The organism is Rhodopirellula sp. UBA1907 (assembly GCF_002337565.1).
Lineage (GTDB): Bacteria > Planctomycetota > Planctomycetia > Pirellulales > Pirellulaceae > Rhodopirellula > Rhodopirellula europaea.
On sequence record NZ_DDGH01000097.1, the window covers coordinates 95,429 to 121,625 of the forward strand.

The 26,197-nt window shown below is 55.0% G+C and carries 20 protein-coding genes; 7 read left to right on the plus strand and 13 right to left on the minus strand.

Translation table 11 applies throughout. From position 1 onward, the window contains the following. A partial coding sequence (locus tag B2R17_RS23455; protein ID WP_286765920.1) for a hypothetical protein occupies window positions 1–1,068 on the plus strand: 1,068 nt, incomplete at its 5' end. Here B2R17_RS23455 and B2R17_RS23460 read toward each other — a convergent pair. From B2R17_RS23460 to B2R17_RS23480, 5 genes are all read right to left on the minus strand, one after another. Continuing rightward, a complete protein-coding gene (locus B2R17_RS23460; protein WP_286765921.1) occupies window positions 1,002–2,087 on the minus strand; it encodes an SGNH/GDSL hydrolase family protein in 1,086 nt (361 codons plus the stop codon). The two genes, B2R17_RS23455 and B2R17_RS23460, sit on opposite strands and share 67 nt — an antisense overlap. Before the next feature lie 101 nt (window positions 2,088–2,188). Further along, window positions 2,189–3,487 carry a HAMP domain-containing sensor histidine kinase gene (locus B2R17_RS23465; RefSeq protein WP_286765922.1) on the minus strand — a complete coding sequence of 433 codons (1,299 nt, stop codon included), beginning with the start codon at window positions 3,485–3,487 and terminating at the stop codon, window positions 2,189–2,191. Window positions 3,488–3,518: 31 nt separating this feature from the next. Continuing rightward, window positions 3,519–3,986: a 6,7-dimethyl-8-ribityllumazine synthase gene (gene ribH, locus B2R17_RS23470; RefSeq protein WP_007327269.1), complete on the minus strand. Its 468-nt coding sequence runs from the start codon at window positions 3,984–3,986 to the stop codon at window positions 3,519–3,521. A gap of 58 nt (window positions 3,987–4,044) precedes the next feature. Beyond that, the gene (rho, locus tag B2R17_RS23475; protein WP_286765950.1) at window positions 4,045–5,310 is read right to left on the minus strand and encodes a transcription termination factor Rho; all 1,266 of its coding nucleotides are present in this window, start codon (window positions 5,308–5,310) and stop codon (window positions 4,045–4,047) included. Between the two features lie 512 nt (window positions 5,311–5,822). Next, window positions 5,823–6,512 (minus strand): DNA-3-methyladenine glycosylase family protein, encoded by a 690-nt coding sequence (locus B2R17_RS23480; RefSeq protein WP_286765923.1) that lies wholly within the window; start codon window positions 6,510–6,512, stop codon window positions 5,823–5,825. 411 nt (window positions 6,513–6,923) lie between these two features. Here B2R17_RS23480 and B2R17_RS23485 point away from each other — a divergent pair, with 411 nt between their 5' ends. The 4 genes from B2R17_RS23485 (at window position 6,924) to B2R17_RS23500 (ending at window position 11,112) form a co-directional block, all read left to right on the plus strand. Beyond that, window positions 6,924–8,327, plus strand: a complete 1,404-nt coding sequence (locus B2R17_RS23485; protein ID WP_008664711.1) for an ammonium transporter — start codon at window positions 6,924–6,926, stop codon at window positions 8,325–8,327. 352 nt (window positions 8,328–8,679) lie between these two features. After that, window positions 8,680–9,027, plus strand: coding sequence for a P-II family nitrogen regulator (locus B2R17_RS23490; protein ID WP_008664710.1), 348 nt, complete (start codon window positions 8,680–8,682; stop codon window positions 9,025–9,027). A 92-nt stretch (window positions 9,028–9,119) separates the two neighbouring features. Continuing rightward, window positions 9,120–9,980, plus strand: coding sequence for a sialate O-acetylesterase (locus tag B2R17_RS23495; protein WP_286765924.1), 861 nt, complete (start codon window positions 9,120–9,122; stop codon window positions 9,978–9,980). After that, window positions 9,973–11,112, plus strand: coding sequence for a cellulase family glycosylhydrolase (locus tag B2R17_RS23500; protein ID WP_286765925.1), 1,140 nt, complete (start codon window positions 9,973–9,975; stop codon window positions 11,110–11,112). Before B2R17_RS23495 ends, B2R17_RS23500 begins: the two co-directional genes overlap by 8 nt. 418 nt (window positions 11,113–11,530) lie before the next feature. Here B2R17_RS23500 and rimI read toward each other — a convergent pair whose 3' ends face one another. The 4 genes from rimI to B2R17_RS23520 all read right to left on the minus strand — a co-directional run bounded on the left by rimI (window position 11,531) and on the right by B2R17_RS23520 (window position 14,833). Continuing rightward, the gene (gene rimI / locus B2R17_RS23505; RefSeq protein ID WP_007327259.1) at window positions 11,531–12,007 is read right to left on the minus strand and encodes a ribosomal protein S18-alanine N-acetyltransferase; all 477 of its coding nucleotides are present in this window, start codon (window positions 12,005–12,007) and stop codon (window positions 11,531–11,533) included. A gap of 275 nt (window positions 12,008–12,282) precedes the next feature. Continuing rightward, entirely contained in the window at window positions 12,283–12,972 is a 690-nt protein-coding gene (locus B2R17_RS23510) for a glycosyltransferase family 25 protein (RefSeq protein WP_286765926.1), read from the minus strand. Between the two features lie 7 nt (window positions 12,973–12,979). Then, on the minus strand, window positions 12,980–14,353 hold the full coding sequence (locus tag B2R17_RS23515; protein WP_286765927.1) for a glycosyltransferase: 1,374 nt from the start codon (window positions 14,351–14,353) through the stop codon (window positions 12,980–12,982). Window positions 14,354–14,362: 9 nt separating this feature from the next. After that, window positions 14,363–14,833, minus strand: coding sequence for a hypothetical protein (locus B2R17_RS23520; RefSeq protein ID WP_286765928.1), 471 nt, complete (start codon window positions 14,831–14,833; stop codon window positions 14,363–14,365). Window positions 14,834–14,991: 158 nt separating this feature from the next. Here B2R17_RS23520 and B2R17_RS23525 point away from each other — a divergent pair, with 158 nt between their 5' ends. Continuing rightward, complete coding sequence (locus tag B2R17_RS23525; RefSeq protein WP_286765929.1) at window positions 14,992–16,509, plus strand: C1 family peptidase; 1,518 nt, start codon at window positions 14,992–14,994, stop codon at window positions 16,507–16,509. Here the strand turns inward: B2R17_RS23525 and B2R17_RS23530 are convergent, their stop codons facing one another. The 3 genes from B2R17_RS23530 to B2R17_RS23540 all read right to left on the minus strand — a co-directional run bounded on the left by B2R17_RS23530 (window position 16,510) and on the right by B2R17_RS23540 (window position 23,577). Then, window positions 16,510–21,945 carry a bifunctional serine/threonine-protein kinase/formylglycine-generating enzyme family protein gene (locus tag B2R17_RS23530; RefSeq protein WP_286765930.1) on the minus strand — a complete coding sequence of 1,812 codons (5,436 nt, stop codon included), beginning with the start codon at window positions 21,943–21,945 and terminating at the stop codon, window positions 16,510–16,512. A gap of 139 nt (window positions 21,946–22,084) precedes the next feature. Next, window positions 22,085–22,795, minus strand: a complete 711-nt coding sequence (locus tag B2R17_RS23535; RefSeq protein ID WP_286765931.1) for a class I SAM-dependent methyltransferase — start codon at window positions 22,793–22,795, stop codon at window positions 22,085–22,087. A 5-nt stretch (window positions 22,796–22,800) separates the two neighbouring features. Next, entirely contained in the window at window positions 22,801–23,577 is a 777-nt protein-coding gene (locus B2R17_RS23540) for a 3-keto-disaccharide hydrolase (protein WP_286765932.1), read from the minus strand. A gap of 515 nt (window positions 23,578–24,092) precedes the next feature. On the opposite strand from B2R17_RS23540, the gene B2R17_RS23545 reads away from it, so the two are divergent. Further along, complete coding sequence (locus B2R17_RS23545) at window positions 24,093–24,659, plus strand: MaoC family dehydratase (protein ID WP_286765933.1); 567 nt, start codon at window positions 24,093–24,095, stop codon at window positions 24,657–24,659. 45 nt (window positions 24,660–24,704) lie between these two features. Here the strand turns inward: B2R17_RS23545 and B2R17_RS23550 are convergent, their stop codons facing one another. Further along, window positions 24,705–26,192 (minus strand): GMC family oxidoreductase, encoded by a 1,488-nt coding sequence (locus tag B2R17_RS23550; protein ID WP_286765934.1) that lies wholly within the window; start codon window positions 26,190–26,192, stop codon window positions 24,705–24,707. Between the last annotated feature and the right edge of the window lie 5 nt (window positions 26,193–26,197).

The window sequence follows — 26,197 nt, forward strand, 5'->3', positions numbered from 1 at the left end:
AACGGCGACATCGGTAGCGGGTGGGTCGCAATCGAAACCGGGGCGACGCAAGAAGCACATGGCGACCACTTCCATTGGCGTTTTCCCGAGCCACCGTCCGTGCATTCGAAGCTGATTGACAGCGGCCAAGGCAACCCAGCCCATTTGTATCGCTACGGGAAATCGTTTGTGATGGCGAACGATCAACGCAACGGGTTCACCGTGTTGAATTCAAAGAGTGTTCGGGATGCCGATTCACCCGCAGAAGCCGGCCGGTTCTACGAAGGCGGTGGTGGCCACATCACGTTGGCGGTCGCTGAAGGAAAGGTCGCCTACAGCACCTGGATCGACCGCGAGGGCGAGAACGCTGGCCGAGTCGATGTCGTCCGTTTGGGTGAAAATGCAGAAAAGGGTTATCACATTACTTGTCCCACCGGCGTTCTTCATGGAGCAACCTACTGCGACGACAAAGTCTTCTTCGCCCCCAGTGACGGTGTGTGCTGGGTGCATGCTGATTTGGAGGTTGATGACACGGCAGATTCGGTGACAGTGAACCACTTGGAAATCGGAACCGACCCAGAAGGCAATCCGCTTCGAACCGGTGCGTTCACGACGATCGATCACGCGGTGGTCTTCACGAGCGGCAAGGCGGAACAGTCAAAGCTCTGTTTCATCGATGCATCTTGCGATACACCCGACGTCCAATCGTTGTCGATGAAACTGGCGAGCGATCAGTCGCTGAAGACGCCGATCATTGGCAAAGGATCAGGCGGACGCCCCATCGCATTGTGCTTTGCCGAATCCAAAGAAGCACCGGAAACCGATCAGTTGTACGTCGTGGACTTGGATCCCGACGGTAACGGAGACTACTCCGACGCAAAGGCTCGTGAACCGATTGCGGTCGGACCAAGCCAGATCGAAGGCCACTTTGGACATCACGACGCCGTGTTCCTTCCTCGGGGACGCCAGATCGCGGTTACCAACCCGGGCGACGCAAGCATTTGGGTGATCTCGCTGACCGATCAATCGGTGCAAGCCAAGTTCGAATGCGAAGGCACACCAACCAGCTTGGTTTCGATCTCAGACTGAAGCAGCCCCACGCGGTCTACCGAGGCCGGATCAAAGTCGTCTTCAAGATTCTGTTCCGGCGTTCGTTCGTTCAAAGCAGTCAGTGCGTGCCGCTGATCGACGATGGCCTGCAAAAACACTCTTCGAATCGCGTCATAGCCGCGATCGTTGGGGTCTTCAATGTTGGTGTAAAACCAATACGTGGGATCGTCCCAGTCGTATGCACTTCGCCAAAATTGACGGCAGTGCGAACCGTGGCCCAAGAACGTCTGATGCAGCGGAACGATGTGCACGTGCTCGAACTTTTCCGCAACACGTCGAATGACATTGTTGTACTCCGCGTGGATGGCCAAACCATCGGGCCAATCCGGAAGAAAGATGCTGGGTGCGTCGCCAACACCATCCGTTGGATCATAGATGTCCCCCAAAAAGATTTGGCATCCCGCGGGAAAGCGATCACTGATCGACTGCAGCATCCCACTCAGTCGTGATTCAAACGCGTCGATCCATGGTCGCGATTGCTCCAGCGACGCGCCGTACATCGCTCCTTCTTCCGGCGGGCGACGACCATAGCTGTGGATCAAATCATTCCCTCCGGTGGTCATCACCACCAGACCGAACACATCATCGGGAAAGGGCTCCAATTCGGTCTCGATGATCCGTTCATGATCCAACGACGTTGAACCAGATATCGCGACATTGGAAGCGGACAAATTCGGCAAGACCGCGGTCAGGTGCTTGCCTTTCATGCCCGGCCATTCGTCCTTCGGATTGACACGCAGTCGCTCAAAATAGGAATGCGAGTTGGACTTCGCACCGAGACCACGAGTGACGCTATCACCAATGCCTAGCAAATGAACTTTATGATCCGTCCAAGTGCTTGCGAATGGTTCGGCCTCAATCGCGGGTCCCGCTGGCCCGTCTCCCACCGGTCGACGAAGTTTGAATTCGACGTACGCGGGGACGCCAACAAAGACGATGAGTGCGACGCTGAAGAGCAGACGTCGACGAAGACGCAAAGAGTTTTTCTTCGTGTTCATGATGCCGCCTCAAAATTGATGGACGTTTCATTGCGACGAGAACAACGCCGCATCAACTCGCTTCCACTGCATTCATCTTAACGATGCGCGCGAAAGGAGTGTCAGTTCTGTGACGACTTGCCAGGCATGGGCAGCAAACTCTGCGGCAAATCAATCAGAAACGCGGCTCCGCCCAAAGGACTGTCATCGATGGTGACCTTGCCGCCCAAGCGACGACAAATCCGACGAACCAGTGCCAATCCGAGTCCCGTGCCGGGCTGAGAATCGCCCGAGAGTCGATGAAAGGGATCGAACACAGATTTTCGATCAGCTTCGGGAATGCCTGGCCCGTCGTCTTCGACCAGAAACCGGACGCGAGTGGATTCACTTTCGATCGAAACGCGTACCTTGGACTCGGCGTATTTACCCGCGTTGCCGATGAGGTTTCCGAGAGCTCGCACCAGCCCGGCTTCATAGGTCACCAAGTCGATGTCCTTTGAGTCCGTCGGCTCATCAAACTTGATGTCGGGATGCAATGGAGCATGTTGGCTGATCGCATCCATCGCGATTTTGTGAGCGGAGACACGCTCGCGAGGTGCGATTTGCGATTGCTCATCGGTGCGCGTGTAGTTGAGCAGTTCGGCAACCAAGTCATCCAGTTTGTCAGTGGCATCATCGATCGAATCGACTCGCTGATTCCGTTTCTCGTCGGACTCAGCAGATCGCACCAATTCAGTCGCAAACTTAATGCGAGCCAGCGGTGTTCGGAACTCATGGGAAACAGCTTGCAGCAGTTCCTTTTGCGAACTCAACAACGATTCCACACGTTCGGCCATCGTGTTGAACGCATCCACAATTGGAAAGCTTCGACGACGAGTGTCTTTGATCCGCGCGGCGAAGTCACCGTCTGCGATGGCCAACGCAGTACGCTCCACGCTGCGAAACTGACTCGCGATTGGCCGCATCAAAATCGCGATCGCAATGGCGACCAACAAGAACACACTGCCCAGACCGAGAAGAATGTCGCTGCGTCGTGGTCCGGCAAAACGTGGGAGCGGCCCTAGCTCGACGAGCAACGATGTTCCGGTGAGCGCCACTGCAATGTTGTCTCCGGACAAGACCGCCTCGCCATCGTCGAGACGTAGCAACACTGTGTCGGACAATTTTCGCTGCGAACGATCGACCACCGTGACCGGATAATCAAATCGAGCCTGCACGTTGGCAACCGTTTCATCCAGATTTTGCAGACCGCCGGCGGCGATCTCATCGCGAGCCAGCAACGCGCCACCGCTGAGCGCGGTCTCGATGACCGAGATGTTCTGTGCCTCGGTGGTGCCGCGAAACACGTATGCCTGGATGATCCAAGCACTGATCAAAATCAGAAGCACGCCGCAGTAGAACTGGATGAACAAACGAGTCATGCACGGCTCCGGTCGCAGCGATTGAAATCAGTTACCGCATCTTGGTCTGCAAACGCAGCATTTCCAGCATCGCGTCAGCAGCCTCGTGGCCTTTGTTGCCAACTGTCCCGCCGCTGCGTTGGATCGCCTGTTCGACGGTGTTGCAGGTCAACAAACCAAAGCCAACGGGACGACCACTTCGAACCGATTGTTCCATCAGAGTATCGCTGACGGCGCGGTTGATGTGTTCGTCGTGGGTGGTTTCGCCTTTGATGACGCAACCGAGCGTGATTGCACCAATCACGTCAGCGTGCTGAAACGCTTGTTCAACCGCCCAACACAATTCCCAAGCACCAGGCACACGAATCAACCATTGTTTGTCCTCGGGGATGCCAGCGTCGCTCAGCGACTGCAAAGCTGCCTGCACCATCGAGTCGCAAATATTCGCGTTGTAGCGGCTTGCGATGATCGCAACGCGTCCGCTGGGCAAGTTACCGGTGGTTCCATCAATGGAAGGCATTCAAATTCTCTGGGAAAGAATTGGAGGTGGGAGGTTTGCAAATTGTCTCTGCGATTGTTCAGTCTTGAGGCTGAACACTCATCAGAAACTCCGCGTTGTTTTGCGTTTTCCGCATGCGTTTGGTCAACTCCGTCATGGAATCAACCGGCGAATGTTCGGCCAAATCACGACGCAATGTTTCGATCCGGCGATGCTCTTCTTGATCCAGCAACATTTCTTCGCGGCGTGTTCCGCTGCGAGTCAGGTCAATCGCAGGCCAAACTCGGCGAGCCACCAAGTCTTGGTCCAGAACGATTTCTAGATTGCCGGTCCCTTTGAATTCCTCAAAGATCACGTCGTCCATGCGACTGCCGGTGTCAACCAAAGCGGTTGCGAGAATCGTCAGCGAACCGCCTTCTTCGACTTTGCGTGCGGAACCGAAGATCGACTTGGGCTTTTGCATCGCACCCGCATCCAAGCCACCTGTCAGCAGCTTGCCCGTTGCGGAATCACTGTCGCTGTTGAACGCTCGCGCAAGGCGGGTGATGGAATCGAGGAAGATGACAACATCGGTTCCCGATTCAACCATTCGCTTGGCTTTTTCAACGACCATCTGAGCGACCTGAATGTGTCGCGCCGGTGGCTCGTCAAACGTGCTGCTGATCACTTCGCACTGCGGCGATTGGATCTCGCGTTCCATGTCCGTCACTTCCTCGGGACGTTCATCGATCAACAAAACCACGACATAGGCATCGGGATAGTTGCTCAACACTCCACGGGCGAGACTTTGCATCAACATGGTTTTGCCGGCACGAGGCGGGCTGACGATCAAACCACGTTGGCCAAATCCGATTGGCGTGAACAGATCCACCACTCGCGTGCTGAGTTCTTGCGAGTCGTGCTCGGTCACAATTCGAGTTCGCGGATGCAGCGGCGTCAGATCGTCGAACGGTTTCTGCCGTTGACGCTGCATCGGATCAGCGTGATTGATCGCTTCGATTCGCAGCAGCGCGAAGTAGCGTTCGTTTTCTTTTGGCGGACGAATCTGCCCGGCAACATGCGATCCCGTGTGCAATCCAAATCGTCGGATTTGACTGGGCGACACATAGATGTCATCTGGACAGGAAAGGTAGTGGTACTGAGCGCTGCGCAAAAAACCAAACCCATCGGGCAAGATCTCGAGCGTGCCTTCGCCGTACATCAAACCGTTCGCGCTCATTCGCGCTTTCAGCAAACGAAAGACGAGCTCTTGTCGAGGAAGCGCAGCGATCTCTTGCAGCCCTTCGGTTTCGGCGAGCGCCAACAAATCGTCATGCTCGAGCTTTTGCAAATCGTTGATATTCAACGCTTGCTTGGGCGATTGATCTTTCGCGGGAATTCCGACTCGACCGCCGGCTCGCGTCACTTCGCTGACAATTTCTTCGGGCAACGACAGCGGATCGCGTTCCGCGTCTAATTCGCGAACACGTTTATCAACATCTTTGTCTGGGTGGCGCATACGGCGATTGCTGCGTCGAGCATTGCGCGCCGGACCCGGCGTGGAGGAAGGTTCCATGAGGAGAGAACCAAATCGGTAGGATGAAAAGAGAGGAGGACGGATGAGAGCCATCCGGGAGGGGTGCGACGCCGGATTGCCAACGCCACAAGTCACAGTTTAAACGAATGCATGCCCCCTGTCAGGCGTAATTATGAGGGGGCTGTGAAGATGGCGTCACAAACACCACAGAGCATCGGCTTCGGCCATTTGTGTGCCTTAGGCGATTTGGCGGAGGTTTTCGCCCGTATTGGCGACCGACTCGGCCTCGCCTCAACAGACGTTGGGCACGCCTCTTTAGACATTGGAACCGCCATTGAGGTTCAGAAGTCCGCGATTATCCAGGTACAAAGCCCAAACCAGTCGCGTCGCCATCGAGCGGTGGGGTCGCCACCGGTCCGCTCTCCGGATAACAGCCTTAAAGTCGTCGTACCGGCCGCCGTCCAGTTCCTCAACTCCCTTGAGCAGTCCCAGATCACCAAAGGGAGAATGTCGGGACGGTTGAGTGCTGACATCAGATAAACCTCCGCGCTCCAACAGCCAATCCCCAAACGCGCAGTCAGCTGAGCCAGAGCCTCCCGGTTAGTCATCTCGGAAAGTCGATCGAGAGCGAACCGGCCATTCACGATGTCATCGGCCAATTGGTTCAGATAGCGATGCTTCTGCCGACTGACGCCGCACGCTCGCGTTTGATCAGCCGACAGTTGGACAATTCCTCGTGGCGTCAGCGGTCCGTCGAGCAGTTGTTGCAACTTGTGGAAAGTGGACTCTGCCGACCGCAGAGAAACCTGCTGCTCAAGGATGATTCGCGTCAACGTCTCGAACCCAGCAGGTCGTCGCCAGGAAGGCGGATCGCCCAAACGTTGCCAAACGAGACGCAGAGCAGGGTCCGTTTCTGCGAGCGCCAGCAGCGCTGCCTTCCACTCTCCCTCCGGCGGCCAAATGCCCTGCTCATTTTCTAGGCTCCGACCTGCGCCGGATGCCCGCGACTTAGGCACGAAAAGTTTTTGCATGGGGCTCAGATTGCAAAGACCAACTTTTCTTTAACTTTTAAATCGTTACGCATTAGCGACTTACAGCCTTTTCCAAAAACACTTTTTTGCTTTTGGCCCAATGTGTGCCAATAGCCATCCTCCGAAAAGAAGTGCTTCCCAAAAGGACAACGCACGACTCACGAGCGATTCAGGATGGCCCGGGCAGGAGTTGGACGGTGGACGGCGGCGCAGCACTTGGTTCGAAACGATTCGGCATGGTGAAAGATTCACTTTGGCAATGGGTGCCGAAGGCAACGTGTCGTGTCACACCAACTGTCTTACGAGAAGGAAGACCACATGAGTTCGATCTCAGCATTTACAACACAAGAGCTTAGCGGCGGGCCGTCCGGCTTACGTTTCGCTTGGCTCACAATGGTTCTCCTTGTGGGGATGATGGGGATCGGCGGTTCACTCGCGTCGGTAGCTTCGGCTCAGGAAGAGCCAGCGGCTGCAATGGATACTGCAGAAGTCGCCGACGCGGGTGACGCTGATTCAGAGGAACCCGCGGCGGACGCGGGAGTAGGGTACGCCTTCGACAATGGCTTCCTGTTTCTCTGTGCCGTTTTGGTCCTCTTCATGCAGGCCGGCTTCGCCATGGTCGAAGTGGGACTGAACTCCTCCAAGAACACCATCAACATTCTCTCCAAGAACTTGATGGACTTGTCCGTCGGAGCGTTGCTGTTCTTCTTCGTCGGCTTCGGGTTGATGTACCCCGGCAGCTACGGCGACGTCACGAACGGCTACTTCGCTTTCGGTGGCACCGGGATCTACGACTCCAGTCCTGACCAAACATTCTCACCACAAGTCGACTGGTTCTTCCAAGCCGTCTTCGCCGCAACCGCCGCAACGATCGTTTCGGGTGCTGTTGCCGGCCGTATGAAATTCAACGCTTACTTGGTCTACAGTGCCATCCTCACCGGTTTGATCTACCCGATCAGCGGTTTCTGGAAGTGGGGCGGCGGATGGTTGATGCAGTTCGGTGAACAAGCCGCTGACGGCAGCTTCGCCATGGGCTTCCAAGACTTCGCTGGTTCGGCTGTGGTTCACGCAGTCGGTGGTTTCGCTGGCTTGGCCGGTGCAATCTTCCTCGGCCCTCGCCTGGGTCGCTACACCGCCGAAGGCAAGAGCGTTCCATTGCCAGGTCACAACGTTGCTTTCGCTGCTCTGGGTGTGTTCATCCTCTGGGTGGGATGGTACGGATTCAACCCTGGTAGCCAATTGGCTTTCCAATCGTCGGCTGATATTGACGCAACCGTCTTCATCGCTGTGAACACCACACTCGCCGCTGCTGCTGGCGTCATCGTTGCAACCGCTGTTTCCTGGGGCCTGTTCGGCAAACCAGACTTGACCATGGGCCTGAACGGTGCACTGGGCGGATTGGTTGGTATCACGGCTTGCTGTGACGCAATGAGCAACTCGATGTCGATCGTTGTCGGTGCCGTCGCCGGTGCCTTGGTCGTACTCAGCATTGTCGCTTTGGACAAAGCCAAAATCGACGATCCAGTCGGTGCTTTCCCTGTCCACGGTGTTTGCGGAGTCTGGGGCTGCATGGCTCTCGGCATCTTGCCAAACGCTCACCTCGAATCTGGTTCGACCAGCTTCATGATTCAATTGATCGGAACCGTTTCGATCTGTGCTTGGGCCTTCATCACCATGTCGGTCGTCTTCGGTGTTCTCAAAGCTGTAGGCATGCTGCGAGTTTCCCCTCAAGAAGAACAAGCTGGCTTGGACATCAGCGAGCACGGAATGCACGCTTACCCATCGGACGCCGTCGCTGGCGGCTCGGTGGTTTAGTTCTACCCACCGCAGTGATGTCGCCGGATGTGCCGTTACACAGCCGGCGGCGTCGCAGCGCGGTGCTTTTGAACTTCTCGGCTCTTGCCTGGGCCAGAAGAAGCCCCAATGGTCCGTGACAGGTGTCCGCCTCACCTGTTGCGGATCGGGGTCTTTTTTTTGCGCCGTCGGTGGTTTCTCACCCGGCCTACGCGAAAAACATGCGATCGTCTAAATTCACTGATTGGCGATCGATGCCATCAGCTTTCGGTCAGCGATCAGGAGCGGACCTGATTGCCGAAAGGGCACTTTCTCTGCCCGTTCGATTGGCTTGCTCGAATCGCCCGCACGCGACTTCTGGTTTGTACCGTCCATGAAATTGATCATTGCCATCGTTCAGCCCTCCAAATTGGACGCCATCAAAGAGGCGTTGACTCGCGTGGAGGTGCACCGCTTGACCGTGGTGGATTGCCAAGGGTTTGGACGTCAACGCGGCCAAACCGGATCCATGCGAGGCCGCGATTATGGCGTCAGCCTGCTACGCAAGGTGCAATTGCAAATCGGCGTCAACGAAGAGTTCGTCCAACCAACCATTGATGCAATCTTGGAAGGTGGCCGCAGCGGCGAAAGCGGTGAAATTGGCGACGGAAAGATCTTCATTTTGCCAATGGACGACTGCGTCCGGATTCGAACCGGCGAACGCGGTGGCGAAGCGATCTAGCTTGCCAAGAGCATGGATTCGCCCCTTCTCACGAACCACATCGTGAGACACTGAGGATGGTATCATCGCCTTTCCACTCGAAAGGACCCAAGATGCCATCCAACTTGCCCCGCCAGCTCGTCTTTGCCCTCTGCCTTCCAATTTTTGTCGGCATCGCGTTTCCGTCCGTCGGAACCGCCCAAGAAGACGATCCGCCAAATCCGGAAGCCAGCGTTCCGGAGCAACTCCGCCCGACGAACCTTCGTCTTTTTCTGTTGGCCGGACAGTCCAACATGGCTGGACGCGGAAAGATCTCCGACGAAGACCGTCAACCTCACCCGCGAGTACTGGTCTTCAACAAAGCAGGTGAATGGGTCCCAGCGGTCGCTCCGCTTCACTTCGACAAACCCGGGATCGCAGGCGTCGGCCTCGGCCGAACTTTCGCGATCGACTACGCCGAGAAAAATCCGCACATCATGGTCGGCCTGATTCCGTGTGCTGTCGGAGGCTCATCACTGGACGCATGGCAACCGGGTGGTTTCCACGAATCGACCAAATCACACCCCTACGACGATTGCATGACGCGGATGCAGCAAGCGTTGAACGCGGGCGAACTAAAAGGAATCCTATGGCACCAAGGCGAATCGGATTCGAACCCAACCCGGTCAAAAACCTACCAAGCCAAACTTGATGAACTATTCAAGCGGTTCCGAACCGAATTCGACTCACCCGACGTTCCGATCGTGATCGGGCAACTCGGACAATTCCCCGAAAAACCCTGGGATGAATCCCGCCAACTGGTCGACCAGGCTCATCAAACTTCACCCGAGCGGATGACAAACACAATCTTCGTTCATTCGGATGGTCTGCAACACAAAGGCGACCAAACTCATTTCTCGGCGGAAGCCTATCGTGAATTTGGGCACCGATACTTCCAAGCCTTTCAACAACTCGCTGAGGCTTCCGATGATTGATTCAGGACGCCGAATCACACACGCGGCCAACCTCCTCGTCGCGTTGATTCTCACGTCGACATTCGCGACCCCAAGCCAAGCCCAAGAATCACTGCAACGACTGCGAGTCAGTGACGATGGCCGAACTTTCGTGAAAGGCGACGCCAAAAAATCATTCATAATTTGGGGAGTGAACTACGACCACGACGAGTCCGGTCGTCTGCTAGACGAATACTGGATCGATGAGTGGGAAAAAGTGGTTGAGGACTTCGAAGAGATCAAGCAACTGGGAGCCAACTGCGTCCGCATTCATTTGCAGCATGGGCTCTTCATGCAATCGCCCGACAAAGCTTCGTCCGCCCAAGCCAAGCAACTCAAACGATTGCTCGAACTCGCTGACTCGAAACATCTTTACTTAGACATCACCGGCTTGGCTTGCTACCACAAAGCAAACATCCCTGACTGGCTGGATGAACTGGACGAAACAGAGCGGTGGAAGGCACAAGCGATGTTCTGGTCCGAGGTCGCGAAAGTTTGCTCGGGCAGTCCGGTTGTCTTCTGTTACGACCTGATGAACGAACCGATCTTGCCCGGCAAAAAGCCCGAGTCGGACTGGTTAGCGGGCGAACTGGGCGGCAAATTCTTCGTGCAACGTCTGGCTTTGGACCGCAAAGGCAGAAGTCGTGAAGAGATCGCTGAAGCCTGGGTCAACCAAATGGTCGACGCCATTCGCGAGCATGATTCCGACACGATGATCACCGTCGGCGTGATCCCGTGGGTGTTCGCATTCGGCGGGGGAAAGCCACTGTTCTATTCGCCCACCGTTGGCAAACGCCTGGACTTCGCATCCGTTCATTTCTATCCCGAAAAAGGAAAGATTGATCACGCTTTAAAATCATTGCAAGCTTACGAGGTTGGCAAACCGTTGGTTGTTGAAGAGATGTTCCCACTGAAAAGCGGAATCGACGAGCTGACCACATTCATCCTTGAATCCCAATCACATGTCGACGGATGGATCAGTTTTTACTGGGGGGCAACTGCGAAGCAACTTCGGGAGAAAGATGGCGCGGGAATCGCCGAAGCCATCACCGCAAACTGGCTCGATGCATTTCACGAACTCTCCGTGAAGATTCGAGGCACGCCCAGTCGTTGAACTTGCTCACGTGTCGTCGCTCTACAATCTCTCGCTTGAATCAGTTGCCGAAAAAGAGGTTCCAGAAGTAGCACCACACAACAACATCTTCATCCAGATGACGAGCCCGTTCCTGCGGGATTCGACGATAGAAAGATTGCTACGCCAGAAAGATCGTGAATGAATCCGACTAGTTCGTGACGATGCACCGAGAAACGCGCCCTCGTGCTGAACATCCAACCTCGGACGTCGGACGATCACGACGCCCAAACGCTGCCCGCTGATATTCAACGGTGTATCCCCGGAACGAACGGAAAAAAAGCAGTCGGAAACCGAACTTAGATCCGCGACGCAATAGGTTGCGAAGCATAAAAAGGGCGTTGGCCTTTGCAAGCCAACACCCTTTTCATTGATTCAGAAACTGCGAACTCGAGCCAGATCAGCCGGCCATGCGAGTGATTCGGTTGTGGGGTGCAGCCAATTCTTCCGCGGTGGGTTGGTAGCGAAACTGCATCAAGTACGCATCTTCGGTCGCGTCGTCGTAGAAGTCGCGCAAGACGGAGATGGCTTTGAAGCCAAGCGACTTGAAGAACAATTGAGCTTCCAAGTTCGTTTCGCGAACTTCCAACATGATTCGGTTGCGACGCTCTTGGGAAAGCTTGCCCAACAACTTCCGCATCATCGTGTTGCCGATTCCGCGACGACGATAGTCGCTGTGAACGGCGAAGTTCAGAATGTGCAGACGATTTTTGTGCAATTCATAGATCATGAACCCAGCGACGCGTTCATCGCATTCGGCCACCATGCCGATGCAATTGCGTTGGCGGAGACAGCGGATGAAGTCATCCTCGGACCAAGCGAACTCAAAGCAGTTGGTCTCAATCCCCAAGACATCCGGCATATCGCGGCGAATCATCCAGCGGATATGTGCGGCCTGCCCAGTCGAACTCAGGCCAGTTTTTTGCGTGTTTTCCACGTCGGACTCCCTTCCGGTTCTGTGAAGATCGCATCGCCGTTTGCGGGGGCCTTCCTGGCTCACCGGCGATGAGGCCAAAATTAGCAGAACCCCTTTGCCGCACCAAGATGAAATTCCGTCGCGAATTTTCGCATTCAATTTGGCAGCCGAGGCAAAATACGTCGCCAAATACAGCAACTAGAGAAGCTGCACAGCACGTTGTCGAAAGCGGTCAATCATTCATCCGCCGGATTGTTTTGGTGCCAGGACACGTGATCAATCGACATTCGCACGCTTTCCAAACGGTAATCCGGAGCTGTCAAAGGAGGATCGTGCTCGATCACATAGCTCGCGATTTCATTTGTTTGATGAGCCAATTGCCAATCAATCTCTTCGACCGATGGCAAGAAACGTCCCAGAAATGAACGATTGACCATGTAGCTGTATGTGCCAGTGATTTCGTTTGGCGGACACAGGAGTAGATGCGGAGCGACAAGCCGCTCCAAGCTCGCTTGGCTGGAAAATTGTGGATTGGTGTAGGACAGATGGCAAAGATCCCACTCAATCTCTTCGGGGAATTCAACGCCGTCTAAAAAGCGGAAGAATTCCGGATGAATCGTGGCATCGTCCTCCAGGACAATGACCGGCAACTGATCCTCGGCCCGATCGTAAAACTGAATGTGCGACAGCACACATGCTGCAGATCCCCACAGATGCCGTAGATCCGTTCGCCAGCGTCCCTGCAGCACGTCAGGAAGTCCTCGATGTTCGAAGTCTTCCGTCTCCGGTGTCTTCGCTTGAATGATTTGCGAATTCCGAAAACCAGCACGTCGCAAATGTTGCTCGATTTGGTTGACTCGGTCATGTGACTGCTCGTCGAGCGTGCTGATGACAAAGGTCGGCGTGTCTTCGTCAACGTTTTTCATGAGAGGCTCATCGAACGATCGCGAATTGTGTCAGCGATCGAGCATTGCCATGCACAACCGGTATCAAATGTCCGGATCGATCGACGACACGTCCGTCCGGCGTGACACGAACTTCGCCACGCTGACGGTCGTGGACGCAGTAGTTCCAATCCTCCGGAACTTCCATCCAACGCGTTGGATCACTGTGGCAATAAAGGTTCAACGCAGTTTGGTCGCCCCAATCCGTGGTCCCGCGAAGCGCGCTGTCTCGCAATCGAATCGCTTCGCCAAAGTATTGGGTTAGAGTTCGAGCCGTTCCGGCGCCGAAACCGCTGTTGAGAAACGGATTGGAAGCAAACAGCTCAAATACACGTCGCCGCATCGACGGATTCTGAATCGTTCGCGTCCATCCGCGAATGGCATTGTTGAAAGGGAAACCGCGAGGTTCCCTGACCGCAAGAACTTTGTCCGGATACTGTTGGGTGTGCTGCCAAAGAGCATCCAGTCGGCCTTGGAACAGCACGTCGCCCGCATCCCAATATGCCGCCGGCGTTTCGGCGGGCAGCCCAGACACAATGTCTCGAAAATCGACCAGACGCCTGACCGGAGGCAGTTGTCCGTTGTACGGCCGGCGAATGAAACGGACATTCGGCAAGCGTTGAATCCGGTCGATCTCGCTCGGGTACAAACCGTATCCGACAACGATGACTTCTTGATGGTTGCCAGCAGCCCGAAGTGTTCGCAAAAACACATTCTGAAATCGATGAACATCACGGCGATTGAACGCGACCAAAACTTTCGCGTTCTTGATCACGTCCGGGTTGTGCGAACCCCGCGAGGATTCCGCCGACGACGAGTCGCCCACTTCGCAGCATCCCCGGGAATGCTTGGGCGATAAATGCCAAGCTTTTGCACCGTTTAGATAATCGATTCTCGCACCGCGACGGCGGATATCCTCGCACCGGCAAAGACATTCGCACTTCCCAGGTTCCCATCGAAACGGATCTCGCTGCACCACCGATCGGCGAAACAACGTTGCCCCCATCGCCACGTGCCGCGATTGCCGATGCGCTGATGATTCCCCCAGGTAGTCTGCCGCAAAGGCTCCGTAGTTTGATCGTGCGATCAATCCATGATGCAAACGTGAGATGCAATCTTTGGCGAGAACCACATCGTCATCCAAAAACATCAGGAAGTCAGAACGCGATCGCCGGACCGCCTCATTTCGCGTTCGAGCAATCGTGGCAATCCGACTCACATCGCCCACGAGAGGCCTGCCGACAACACGATGCACGTTCAATCGAACGCCGACCTGCGAGTTGATCGCGTTGCGAACCGAATCATTTAGCGGGCCGTCGTCTCGCGTCAACAACGCCAGATCGATCGAAGGCAAGGAATTCATTGATCCGCCTCAGTGACAACCAGCTGTGTTCCCTGGCGGATCCATGTTGTAGTGGTTGACCGACCGATCCTCCGGAAGCGGTGGATAAAACTCAGCGCTTTCCGCCGCCGTCATGCCAGCTTCCATTTCAAGCAGCGACTGCGCCTGCTCTCGAACAAAAAGAATGCCTTCCACCTTCGTGCGATCCAACATCAAATTGGCTTTCTGTCCGAGCTGTACGCCTTCGAACCACTCTCCTTTTTCGAAATCAACATCCGTCGTCGACGTAGGCACGAACAAAGACTTCACATCGATCGGAAAGAAGGTCCGCTTGATCGAAAGCTTTGGCGACAACTTTTGATGAGCAACGACCAGCATCGGATGAGTGCCATCGTCACACGTTTCAAACGAGATGGTGGCGAGCTCAGGAAACCGAGGCGGAATAGAAATCGTGCCAGACAAAGCCATGGCGCGAAGTTGCGTGGGACTTTTACTCATCATGTTGGCCTCGGGTAAGATACTAATGGACGGTTCGCTAGCCCCACTGACATGGAAGGCTATTCCTTTTCGACACCGCGTGCAAGTTTCCAAGCACGTGTTGATCAAGAACGTGCGAACGTTTTTCGATTCTTTCCGCCGATCTTCATTTTGGTGAACTCATGCGTCTGCGTCTCTGGTTGGTCTGCCTCGCATTGGTCTACAGTTCATTCTGCCAACTTGATTTGGCCGCTCAAGCCGAAACTAATTCCGGTGTGCTGCTGATTCCCGAGGACGTCTACGACCAAATCCCGACGCGAGCCGTTTCTCGAGCGACGTTGGCTCCCACGACGGAGCCAGCCGAAGCCGCGAGCCAAGCGGGCGGGCTCAGCGACGTCGCACCTTTACCGGACGTTCCGCCGGGTGACGGTCCCCTGTTGATGCTCCCTCAAGCAGACGCGATGTACAGCGCAGCACCTGGGATCGATCAAAACTGGGGACCGGACGATTCCATTGAGTTGCCCGATCAAGTCGACCTACGCGACTATCTTCCAACTCCGGGAAAGCAATCTCAGAACGATTGCGTGGCATGGGCCGTCGCCTATTCAACCTACTCCTGTCAAATCGGCCAAGAACGTCGACGCAAGCCAACATTTGCCAGCGACCAATTCAGCCCCAAGTACGTCTACGACAATCTCTCCAGCAACGGCGGTGGATTGACCATCCTTCAAGCCGTCAATTTCTTGAAGCTGAACGGTTGCGCATCGCGAGCAAATCTGGACACACCGAGCGGGCCGATCTCATCCAACGCCGTCGTCGAAGCCAACACCTTCAAATTGCTGGACAACGCCCGGGCACGCAACATCAACGATATCAAGTTGTACTTGTACGAAGGTTATCCGGTTGTCTTAGTCGTTCGAATGAAGGCCGATTTTCGCGACGACGCGGTGTTGTCCTCTCCCTACGTTTGGACCAACGACTCATCGGACGATGTGAATCACCACGCGGTCACGGCTGTCGGCTACGACGACCAAAAACAGTCGCTGCTGCTGATGAATTCGTGGGGTACGCAATGGAAAGACCAAGGGTACTGCTGGGCATCTTACGACAACTTCACGACGATCGACCAAAACAATTGGTGCGCGGAAGCTCACGTGTTGAAGGTCAAGAAAAGTGCCCCCTTCGATGCCTGGATGGCCGATCGAGATAGCGACAGTCCAGCCAATCCGTTCGTTCAGCGACCATCAATTGTCTGGCGTCACTTTTCATTGAAAAACGACCGAAAAGTTTACGAAGGCAACCAAATCATCTCGCCGGCTTCGTGGAAAGTCGACGGCTTGGCGTGCAATAACAAAAACCTGTTCCTTCTTGCTCGTGACCAGACCGTCTATCAAATGAACGATGACCTGTCTGGTGTGAGCTGGACGCATCTCAGTCGATCACCACTGGACGACGAAAAGGTGTGCATGATGGCCGCAGCGCAATCGCAAGCCCTTCATGTATTGACCGATAATCAAACGCTCTACAAATACGAATCCGCGTCTGCGAATTGGTTGAACGTCCCACTACCACGAAACAACATGAAACCGGTCGACCTGCGTACGATCAACGACAAAATCCGAGTGATCACGGACAAAGGAACGGTCTACCAGCAAATGCCAAATAGCGAGTGGGACGAATTGAAACGCATTCAGCCGTGATCACTCGGCCTCGGCTTCTTCTACCTTCAATGTCCGAGCGACACGAAACCCTAGATAGGGATGATACGTGTAAAGCTTTTCTTGTTCTCGTTTGGCCGATCGCATCGTTGTTGGAATGTAGAAAACGGCGCTGCCTCGAGCGACTCGATAAGCAGATTGGTTGTCAATCAGACCATCGCTATTGTCGACAATCATCCGTTTGTCATGACGGCGCGATGAATCATGTGTTTCGCACCACTCCATCACATTGCCGAGCGTATCGAACAAGCCAAACGAGTTGGGAAGCAACTTCCGCACCGGCCGGAACAGAACCTGAGCTGATTGAGCAGAGCTCTCCGTCGTCCAAGCGTATTGCGGTAACAACTCGGGAGCGTACCCGTAGTAACGCGGCGTGTTGGTTCCTGCTCGGCATGCAAATTCCCACTCGGCTTCCGTCGGCAGCCGATACCCGGTGCGTTCCAGGAAGTTCTTTGGTCGTTTGATTCCTTCGGGTGATTGATAGTCGCGTTCAATCTCCTCGATCGATGGGTAGCACATTTCCCACTCCGGAATGTGTTCCTGCTCGCTCAACCAACGGCAGTATTTGATCGCACTAAACCATCCAACCGACGTCATCGGACAATCCGGCTGCGTCGTGTACTGAGTGGCATAACCTGTATCTGGATCAAAGCGACGGAATTGCTCCAGGGTCACTTCCGAATCCGAAATCGCAAATGATCGCGGGATCTTTGTCTGGATGGGGAATTCCAGCGAATGATCCCGAAACAATTCGTGCCCGGGAGATCCCATCACAAAGTCAACAGGTCCGCGAAGATGGATCATCGTCTGACCTTGTCCATTCCGATTCCAAATCGGTCCGAACTCGCCATCGCCGGACTTCACTTCCCCCGACTGCAATTCAACATGTGGTGAATCTGCCAGATCGATCCTGTCAGTGACAGCGTCCCAGCCCCACCGATTGGTCAGGTAGCGACAGATAGAATGCAGCGACGCGTTTGGATGTTTCGTCCCCCAGTCCTCGATCATTTCTCGCAGCGTTTGCAACTCGTCCGCAGGCAACTGTTCCGGTCGGTAACGAGCCAACGCAGCGATCAATGCAACGCGACGGGACATGTTGGATTCGGTGCGAAGTTGTTCCAACAACAAGGACGGCGGCACACTCAATGATGCCATCCGATCGATCAAGAAGGATCGCAACCGAGGATCGCTTGAACTCTCAAGTGCTTTCCAAAGGTGGCTGGAAGATCCCAGCCGCGTGAGCGCCACGATGGCATTGGCTTTCCGACTGGCAACATGGTCTTTTTGCTCGTCGGAAACAATCGGATGGCTCCAGACAGAAGCTGCAACGGTCTCGTCGCCATCTTCCACCAATGACAAACTGGTCAGTCGAAACCCGTCTGCCGCCAATTCTTTCGATTTCGCTAGATGTTCGCCCGGTGGCAATCGATTGAGGGTCCGTGATTCATGGGTCCCACCATTCCACCAAACTCCCGAATAGCTGATCGTGTCTTCGTCGAATTCGCCGGACGGATTCAAACGAATATCGGTTTGATACTTTTCAAGCTGCAACCGCGATTGGAAATGGTAGGGACTGTCGTTCCAGGTGTCCTCGGCCATCGGAGACGACACCAATCGATGACGAACGGAACTGTATCGATCGTTTCCGCTGGAATCACGCCGCTTCAGATTGGATTTCGGCACAAACCCACCTTGGATGAGAGGCCCCCACCCCTTCGATTGATGCTCTGAATCAGCAAGCCCCAAGTAAATTTTCGCGTCAATTGTGTCGTGTGGCAATTCTGTCCAAAGAACCCCGTATTTCTGAAGTGCATCAGATTCTTCAGTCTCGCCGGACGTCAGGTCAGCTGGGATGGCAGTCACGTCGCAGGGAAAGTACAAGTCGTCACGCATTGATTGCTGGAGTGTATCGATCGATTCTCGGTCAACACCGCGAGTGAATTTCCAGTCCAGCCCATCTCGTTTAAAAGCGGCAGCCAAGTACGGTTGGCCTTCCATCGCGTAAACGCGAATGCATTCAGGTCGATACGAACTGCGTTGTAACGACCGAGCGATCTCCTCAAAATCATCGAGTCGACATTTTTGAATCATCGCGAAATCTTGGGTGACAAACCCTTCCAGCGACTGGATCTGATTGGTCAATTCCGTCCCAACTTCCTTGAATGATTCGCGTGGAGTCTCGTCGATCCACTTTGGCGAGGCCTCCAGCATCAACTCATCGTTGAGCGACTGCGAGACGTAACCTGGGTTCTGCATTGCTACTGACAACAGCAATTCAAATTCGTCCTTCTCCGCGACGACGAGCAGATCCTTCAGGATGGGATCGAGCGGCTCGATGCATTTCGAGATCAAAAACGCCGCATTCAATCGAACGTCGCTGTCTTGTTCGGATGGGTCACCATCATTTGATGGGCCAAAATATTCCGAAGCTGGCTGAACGATGTGCTGGGCGATTTGGGTGAAGCCCGGCGTGAGCTCACCAACTCGCGTTGGGTTCTGGTTCACGATGGCTTCCACCAACCGTGAGGCATGACGTTTCCACTGCGAGTTCTCGGCGTCCAACTGTGACAGCACCCACGCAAATCGCAGTTGTTGATCTTCGTCCAACACCTGAGATTGATATCGCGACCAAAGCATCTCTTTCGCGGTTTCGGATTGCAGTTGAAGCCGTTCGGCGATCACAACCAGCGTGTCAGGTCCTGATTGTGGGATCGCATCGACCAATGGTTTGACCTGCGTGGGGTCGTCTTGCACCAACGCTAATCTCGCGGCCAGTACCTCTCGTTGTGTCTTGGTCGGATCCTCCAGAACGGCTTTCAAACGAGGACGCGCCTCGTCTCGAACCGGTTGAATGGTGTTGATCACATTTGGCATCATTTCCATGTCGGCCGCCAACAAACGAGACACCGTCGAATCCGTTTGCTGTTTTGCCAAACGATTGGACATGTCCTTGTTGATCGCCGCGACCGCCAGCCCCGCGATCATCAGAAAAACTGCGGCGATCGCCCAACGTGTTCCGTGATAGCGAGCCGAAGCGGCCATGAGTTTGGACTGGTCTTCGGTCCGCTGAGCCGCCTGCGTCAACGCGAGAAAACGGAGGTATTCCAAACCGCTGGGCAAGAACCGGTTTTCACGATTGCTCTTCCAGTATTCGGTGAGATCGTTCAAACGAAGTCGAGCCCGGCCTCGAACGGTTTGACGATCACTCTGAGTCAACCAATCACGAATGGGTTCCACCAAGAAGTCGTGTGTCAGTTGATAGCATCGCAGGGTTGAATCCGATTCCACGCCGTCCATTGCTGCCGTCGGCGTGATCAGCCGAAGTTCTCCATCGAGAGCTTCGATCAATTCTTCAAAGGTTTCATCATCCAGTGATGCCACCTGCTGAAGCCGGTCAATGTCTTTCATTTGACCTTTGATTTTCGTGCCGCGATCAGGCAGCAATTCAGCCAAAACCGCTTTCGCGGGATCACGCAAACGACGATGGTGCGGCGATGCGTTTGATCCTTCAAACGTTGATTGTAGATACCCGATGTCGATGCCTTCGGTGCCACCAAATTCCGCCAGCGTCTTCAAGTTCCATTCGCGTCCCTTCAGCATCTGCGCCAGAACGGCCAAGTGAATTGAAATCACCTTTCCGCTTTCTTGAACGGCGTCAACGATGGAATCGATGAACCTTTTTTGCTCGTTCGTGATTCGACTCAAATCATTGGGCAGGCAACCATACGCTCGACCAAATTCGGTCAAGACATAGCGTGCGTGACGCAAGTCGAATCGATCCACCGCGATACAGTTGACGTCCTGAACCAGTCGCAAATCCAGTTCGTGAAAGAATTGCGTGGCAGGCATCCAAAAGTCGTCTCGGATCAACAGCATGCATTGCACGTTGGCTCCGTCGCACTGCCGAATTGCATCGACAAGCACCTCGTCTCGAATTTTTGGATGGGCGTGCAACCATTGTTCAAATTGGTCCACGATGACCAACACTTTCTTGCCGCCGCTAACGCCCTTTTTTCGCAACGACGACATTGCGCCAATGAGCGTTGACTCAGCCGCCGTGCTCGAGTCCAGCTTCTGAAGAGCAGAGAGGAGCCGTGATTCGGTGTGCTTCGCGTTGGCTTCCACGAGGACGACTTCGACCGATGGGTCCAAAAGCGGAACCAATCCAGCCTGCATCAGCGAAGACTTTCCGGAACCAGACGGCCCATAGATCAATGCGACGCGAAAAGCATCTTCGGCTTCGCGAGCATCGATTCGAATCTTGAGCTGACGCAGAACTTCGGGAACTCCATGCGCGTCTCGGGCTCCCGGAACCAATTGCAAGAAGAACCGGCGGTCGTGGCGGTCAAACGCTCGCAATCCTTTTGGGATGATGCGTGATTCTGATTCATCGCCCACCGCATTTGCCTGGACGCCCGGCGGTGCCCACTGATTAGCAACCGCCACGAACTTCGCCGATAATTCATCGGTGTAGTCGGCGGTGGTTTCATCCAACTGAAACGTGCGAAGATCGGCAGCCATCGCGGCGGCGTTGGGATAACGATCCGACACCCGTTGGGCCAATGCCTTCAAACAGATGCGTTCGAGCTCGACCGGCAGTTGCGGGTTGAACTGCCGAAGCGGCGTTGGCTCGGCACGAACGATGTCCTGCAACAATTGTTGGCTGGATCCACCACCGAATGGCCGACGACCAACCAGCAGTTCATACAGCACAATCCCCAACGCGAAAATGTCGGCGCGACCGTCGACGAGGTGCCCCTCACCGCGAGCCTGCTCTGGACTCATGTAGGAATACGTTCCGATCAGTAACCCAGCTCGGGTTGGACGCGGCGCGTCATCGCTCATCGCCAGCCCAAAATCCGTCAACCAAGCCCGATCCTGCGTGTCGATCAGGATGTTGCTTGGTTTGACATCACGGTGCACCAGGCCGTGGGAATGGGCGTGCCCCAAGGCATCGGCGATCGATGCGGTCCAAACCAGACCTTCCTCAAGCGTCGGCTTCGCCTTGAGGATTCGCTCTCGGAGATCAACACCTTGAATGAATCGCGAGACGACAAAGAACGGGAACTGGTCCGATTTGCCAACGTCGTAGACCGGAACAATGTTCGGGTGATCCAGCTTCGCGACCATCCGTGCTTCGGACGACCACTGAAATTCATCGTTGACGTCTTCCAGAGTTCGCAGCGGAACTTTGATTGCGACGTCGCGATTGAGCGACTCGTCTTTTGCGTGAAAGACTGAGCCGAATCCACCGCTCCCGATGCGTCGAACGACCCGATAGCGCCCAATCCAGTCAGGCGTTTCGATCTGGGGCAACGCCTTTCCAGAAGCAACGGTCGCGTCAACCTGCGACGCCCCGGAGGGACGCCGAGTGTTGCCAGGTTGAGTCGCGCTTGGAAGGTCCGATTCGGAAGTCAAACCTTCATCCTCATTGATAGTGCCAACAAACCGCGGATGGTGGGATGCACCGAGTTCCGCAGGTGTCTAGCTTACCCCACTTCGACGTCCAGAGTGTTGTGTTGGCACGAAAATGAGACGGTGAGAACTTTCGACCGAACTACGGACGACCGAATCGCAGAAAGTAATTCTCGTCAAAGCCATCCAGCTTGACTTCTTCTCGAAACACAAATCCAGCGGCTTCGATCTCTTCGCGGAATGTTTCCTTGCCGGCTCGCACGTGACCCATCGTCCATTCTCGGGACTTGCCTTCGATTCGCTCGAAGTCGATCACAACCAGTTGCCCGCCGGGCTTCATTGCATCGAAGATCGACTTCAACGAATTCGCGGGATACTCGAAGTGATGGTAAACATCACACACAAACGCCGCCGTGATGCTGTTCGGCGGAAGACAAATGTCGTCGGGCAATCCGAGCACGGGTGTGACATTGCCGAGACGTTTCAATTCGGAAATTCGGCTCACACGCTGGACAAACTTGGGCGCGATATCAATCGCGAAAACCCAGCCGTCTTTTCCGACGGCATCACTGAACGGTTCCACAAACAAACCGGTCCCGGTGCCAATGTCCGCCACCTGATCGCCGGGCTTCAAGTTCATTGCCGCGACGATCTCGTCTTTGGCCGCGTAGACTTCGCGGCTTTCTACTTCAAAGCGTTGCAACCAAGCATCGACGTCCAATTCGGGATCCAGGAAAGCATCGTTGATGCCTGGATTGATCGAATCGGTCACCGTTTCTTGTGCTTGCGAGTTGTTCGCAGGCACACAACAAATCACCGCGAGAATCGCGATGCAAAAGCGTTGCAACGTCATCGTTTTCAGTCCAATGCTTTGAAGCGGATGTCTTTGAACTCAGCCCACATTGGTTTGCCAGCGTGCAGTTGCAACGCCAGTTTGCCATCGAGCAATGCCAACTCAGGTTGCTCGTCGGTGAAGTCGAGGATCAGCTTTCCATTCATAAAGTGCTGGATGTGGTTGCCTTTGCCAATGATGACGACTTCGTTCCAGCCATCCAAGTTGAACAGCTCTTGGAACTCGGCTTCATCCATGAAGTTCTCCAGGACTTTCTTCTTTCCGTCCTTCCAAACAGCCTTTTCCCCGACCATGCAAATACGGCCGCGACGTCCGCCTTCGTCGTAGATGAATCCCGCGATGTTGGGGAACTTCATCTCGTTGCGAAGTTCGTGCTGGTACCCGCGGACAACCCACTTGTTGCGAGCCGATTTGTCGGTGATGTGCTTGGATCGATACTGAATTCCGGAGTTGTTGGTCGCGTTGCAACGGAACGATAGGCGAACTTCGAAGTTCTTGGTGTTGCCGTCTTCCCAGATCAGAAACGTGTTGCCGTTGGCTTTGTTTTCAGGGGTGGTTTCGCCATGGATGACGCCGTCGCGAACCGACCACAAGCGATCATCGCCGCTCCATCCGGTCAGATCTTTACCGTTGAAGATTGAAGTCAAACCGCTTTCGGCGGGTGCCGTGACGGGCGATTCAGCGCGAACGGAGGCGACATTGGCCCAAGCCATTGCGAGGCAAAATGCAATCGTCGTCAACTTGTTGGGAGCCAGGGTGTTTGCGAAAAGCAATTTCGTCATCGAGGTGGGATCCAAAGGGAGGGAGGGGAAGGCGGAGATCAAATTTGATGCTCGAGAGTATGATTGAACGGAACGCCGTCGCCAACCATCGGGGCTTTCGCGGTCGAAATTCTTTGTTCGCTGAGAGTTTGCCGCCACAAGGCGAAAACTAGTCGTCTGAACAACTGCAGTCAGGAACCGCAGTCAGGATCGCCGGCGGCTGACCAATCCCGACGAGCCCAAAACGGCGTTATCGAAATGATTTCCCGCCCTGAAAACATGCCCGCATAGTTCGCCCAATCGCCTCAGGCAGATTGTCTTGAGCAGCGTTTGGCATATTCTAACCGAATGCCTGGTCCCAGAATTGCTTCGTGCAATTCTTTCGGCCAAAGTGCCGCCTAGGCGAACCACGGGTTCGACTCGCATGGTTGCGAGGCCTGAACGATCTGCACCGGCCGCTGCTGACGCGGGGCCAACCGACGGACTTTGGTCCGAGAGGTTCACGGTGGAGTACTTTCAAACAAGGAATGATGCCAATGTCCGATTCGACTCCAATTCAGAATGCGATCATCCCATCGCAGAATGTGACTCGCCCGGACCCAGTCGTCATCGCGAAAGATTCTCCGGAGCCGACCGAGACGCTCTACTGTGAAGACCTGCAAGTTGGCGACGAGTGGCTGAGTCCCTGGCGAACCATTTCAGCAAACGATGTCCGAGCGTTTTCTGAACTGACGGGCGACTTTGATCCACTGCATGACGAAGACGAGAACGGCGAGAGCCTCATGCCGAAATCTCCGTTTGGTCGACCGGTCGCACACGGGTTGTTGGGATTAAGCGTGCTGGCGGGTTTGTCGACTGAATATCCACGAGCCGCAACGTTGGCATTGGTATCGGTCAGCGATTGGAACTTCGACAATCCGGTCTTTTTCGGTGAACGAGTTCGCGTGATCACGACCGTCGAATCCACCGAAGCCCACGGACGTCGAGCGGCAAAGGTCACATGGCATCGCCAATTGATCAGCGACGATGGCAGAACTTTGCAACAAGGCAAATTTGTGACCTTGGTCGCATCGAACAAACGCTACCGTCGACAACCTCGCTGATACATATCACCGGCGACACTTCTACCTGCCGGACAACCAGCCGAGCTATTCACGGCTGAATCGGTCCGCGGCGAAGCAAGCCAGCGTTGCAAGCGTGGCGGTCGGATTACCGGTCGTGGGCTCTGCCAAGACCGACGCATCCACGATTCGCAAGTTGGACATTCCGCGAACATAGAAGTCGGAGTCCACGACGCTTCCCAGGGCACAAGTTCCGGCGGGGTGATAAAGCGTTTGTGAATAGCGGGCCATCGCCGCACAAATCGCATCGTCGGTTTGTCGCTTTGCCCCCGGAATCATCTCGGATCGAAGCCACTGGTCGAGTCCCGATTGCTTCACCAGCCCACGGACCCAGCGAACTCCTTCGAGCAACTCGACTCGATCACGATCATGGTTCCAATACCCAGCATCGATGATCGTCTCATCGGCACTCCACTGGATGCGACCTCTTGATCGCGGACGCGTCACGTTGACGCCGATCGTCATCGCCGCGCGGCGAGTGTCTTTGGGGAACCGAAGGTAATCGGTTGGTGTCACGTGCAATTGCAACCGTTGCTCCGCATCCAGGCCACCACACTCGGCAATATTGCAAGCGATCGGACCGCCGCCGGTGTGTTGCCACTGCGCCAAAGCCGACATTTCAGGCATTGCGTCGGAGAACACGCAACCATCGTGCGAATAAACAACGGGCATGATCAGATGGTCGTGCAGGTTGTCACCGACATTTGAATCATCGACCCCACTTCGATGCAGCAAAGTTGGCGATCCGATCGCGCCGAGCGCCGAAACAACTTCGACATCCTTCGCGACTGAACTCGTCCCTCCGTCAGCCCATTCAATCCCGGTGACCGTGCCATCCTCGATTCGCAGCGACGACACGCCTGCGCGGACGATTCGAATCAGATTCGCCGCATCGGGATTGGTGCGTTGCAAGTCCGCGATTGCATTGGCCGCCGTCCATCGCCGTCCGTTTCGATTCAGCCGATCGTAGACGTGGAAGTCTTGATCCGAATCATCCGAAACGGAATCCAAAAACGCCCGGCTGGTCGGACTGATCCAACGAGCACGCTCGGGCCGAACGATTTCAAGAGCCTGCTCGAAAGCCGCACGAAGTTGTCGCTCCGTGTCATCTTTCGCGCCGTCGTTCGGTAGTCGTTCCGCAACAAGCGACTGGGCCAACGATCGGAAGTCGGAATCGGTTGGCGGGAACCAAATCATCGAGTTGATCCGGCCGCTGCCACCCAAACCTTTTCCGCGTGGCCAGGGAATCGACCGACCAGCCAACTCGGCCGAGGGCTGAGTTTGGTATTGGTAGTCCGCTTCTCCGCCAAGCAAACGCAACCAACGAATCGGGCGTTGCTCGTCGCATTGAGGAACATCACCGCATGGAGCTTCGATAACCCACACGCGTGGAGCGTCGGAACCCAACCGAGATTGGAGTGATTTCGCGAGCTCATGAGCCAGGACCAGGCCGCACAAACCGCCGCCCAGAATCACGGTTCCGTCAGAAAACTGATCCGGTCGTTCCACCTCCATCGGTT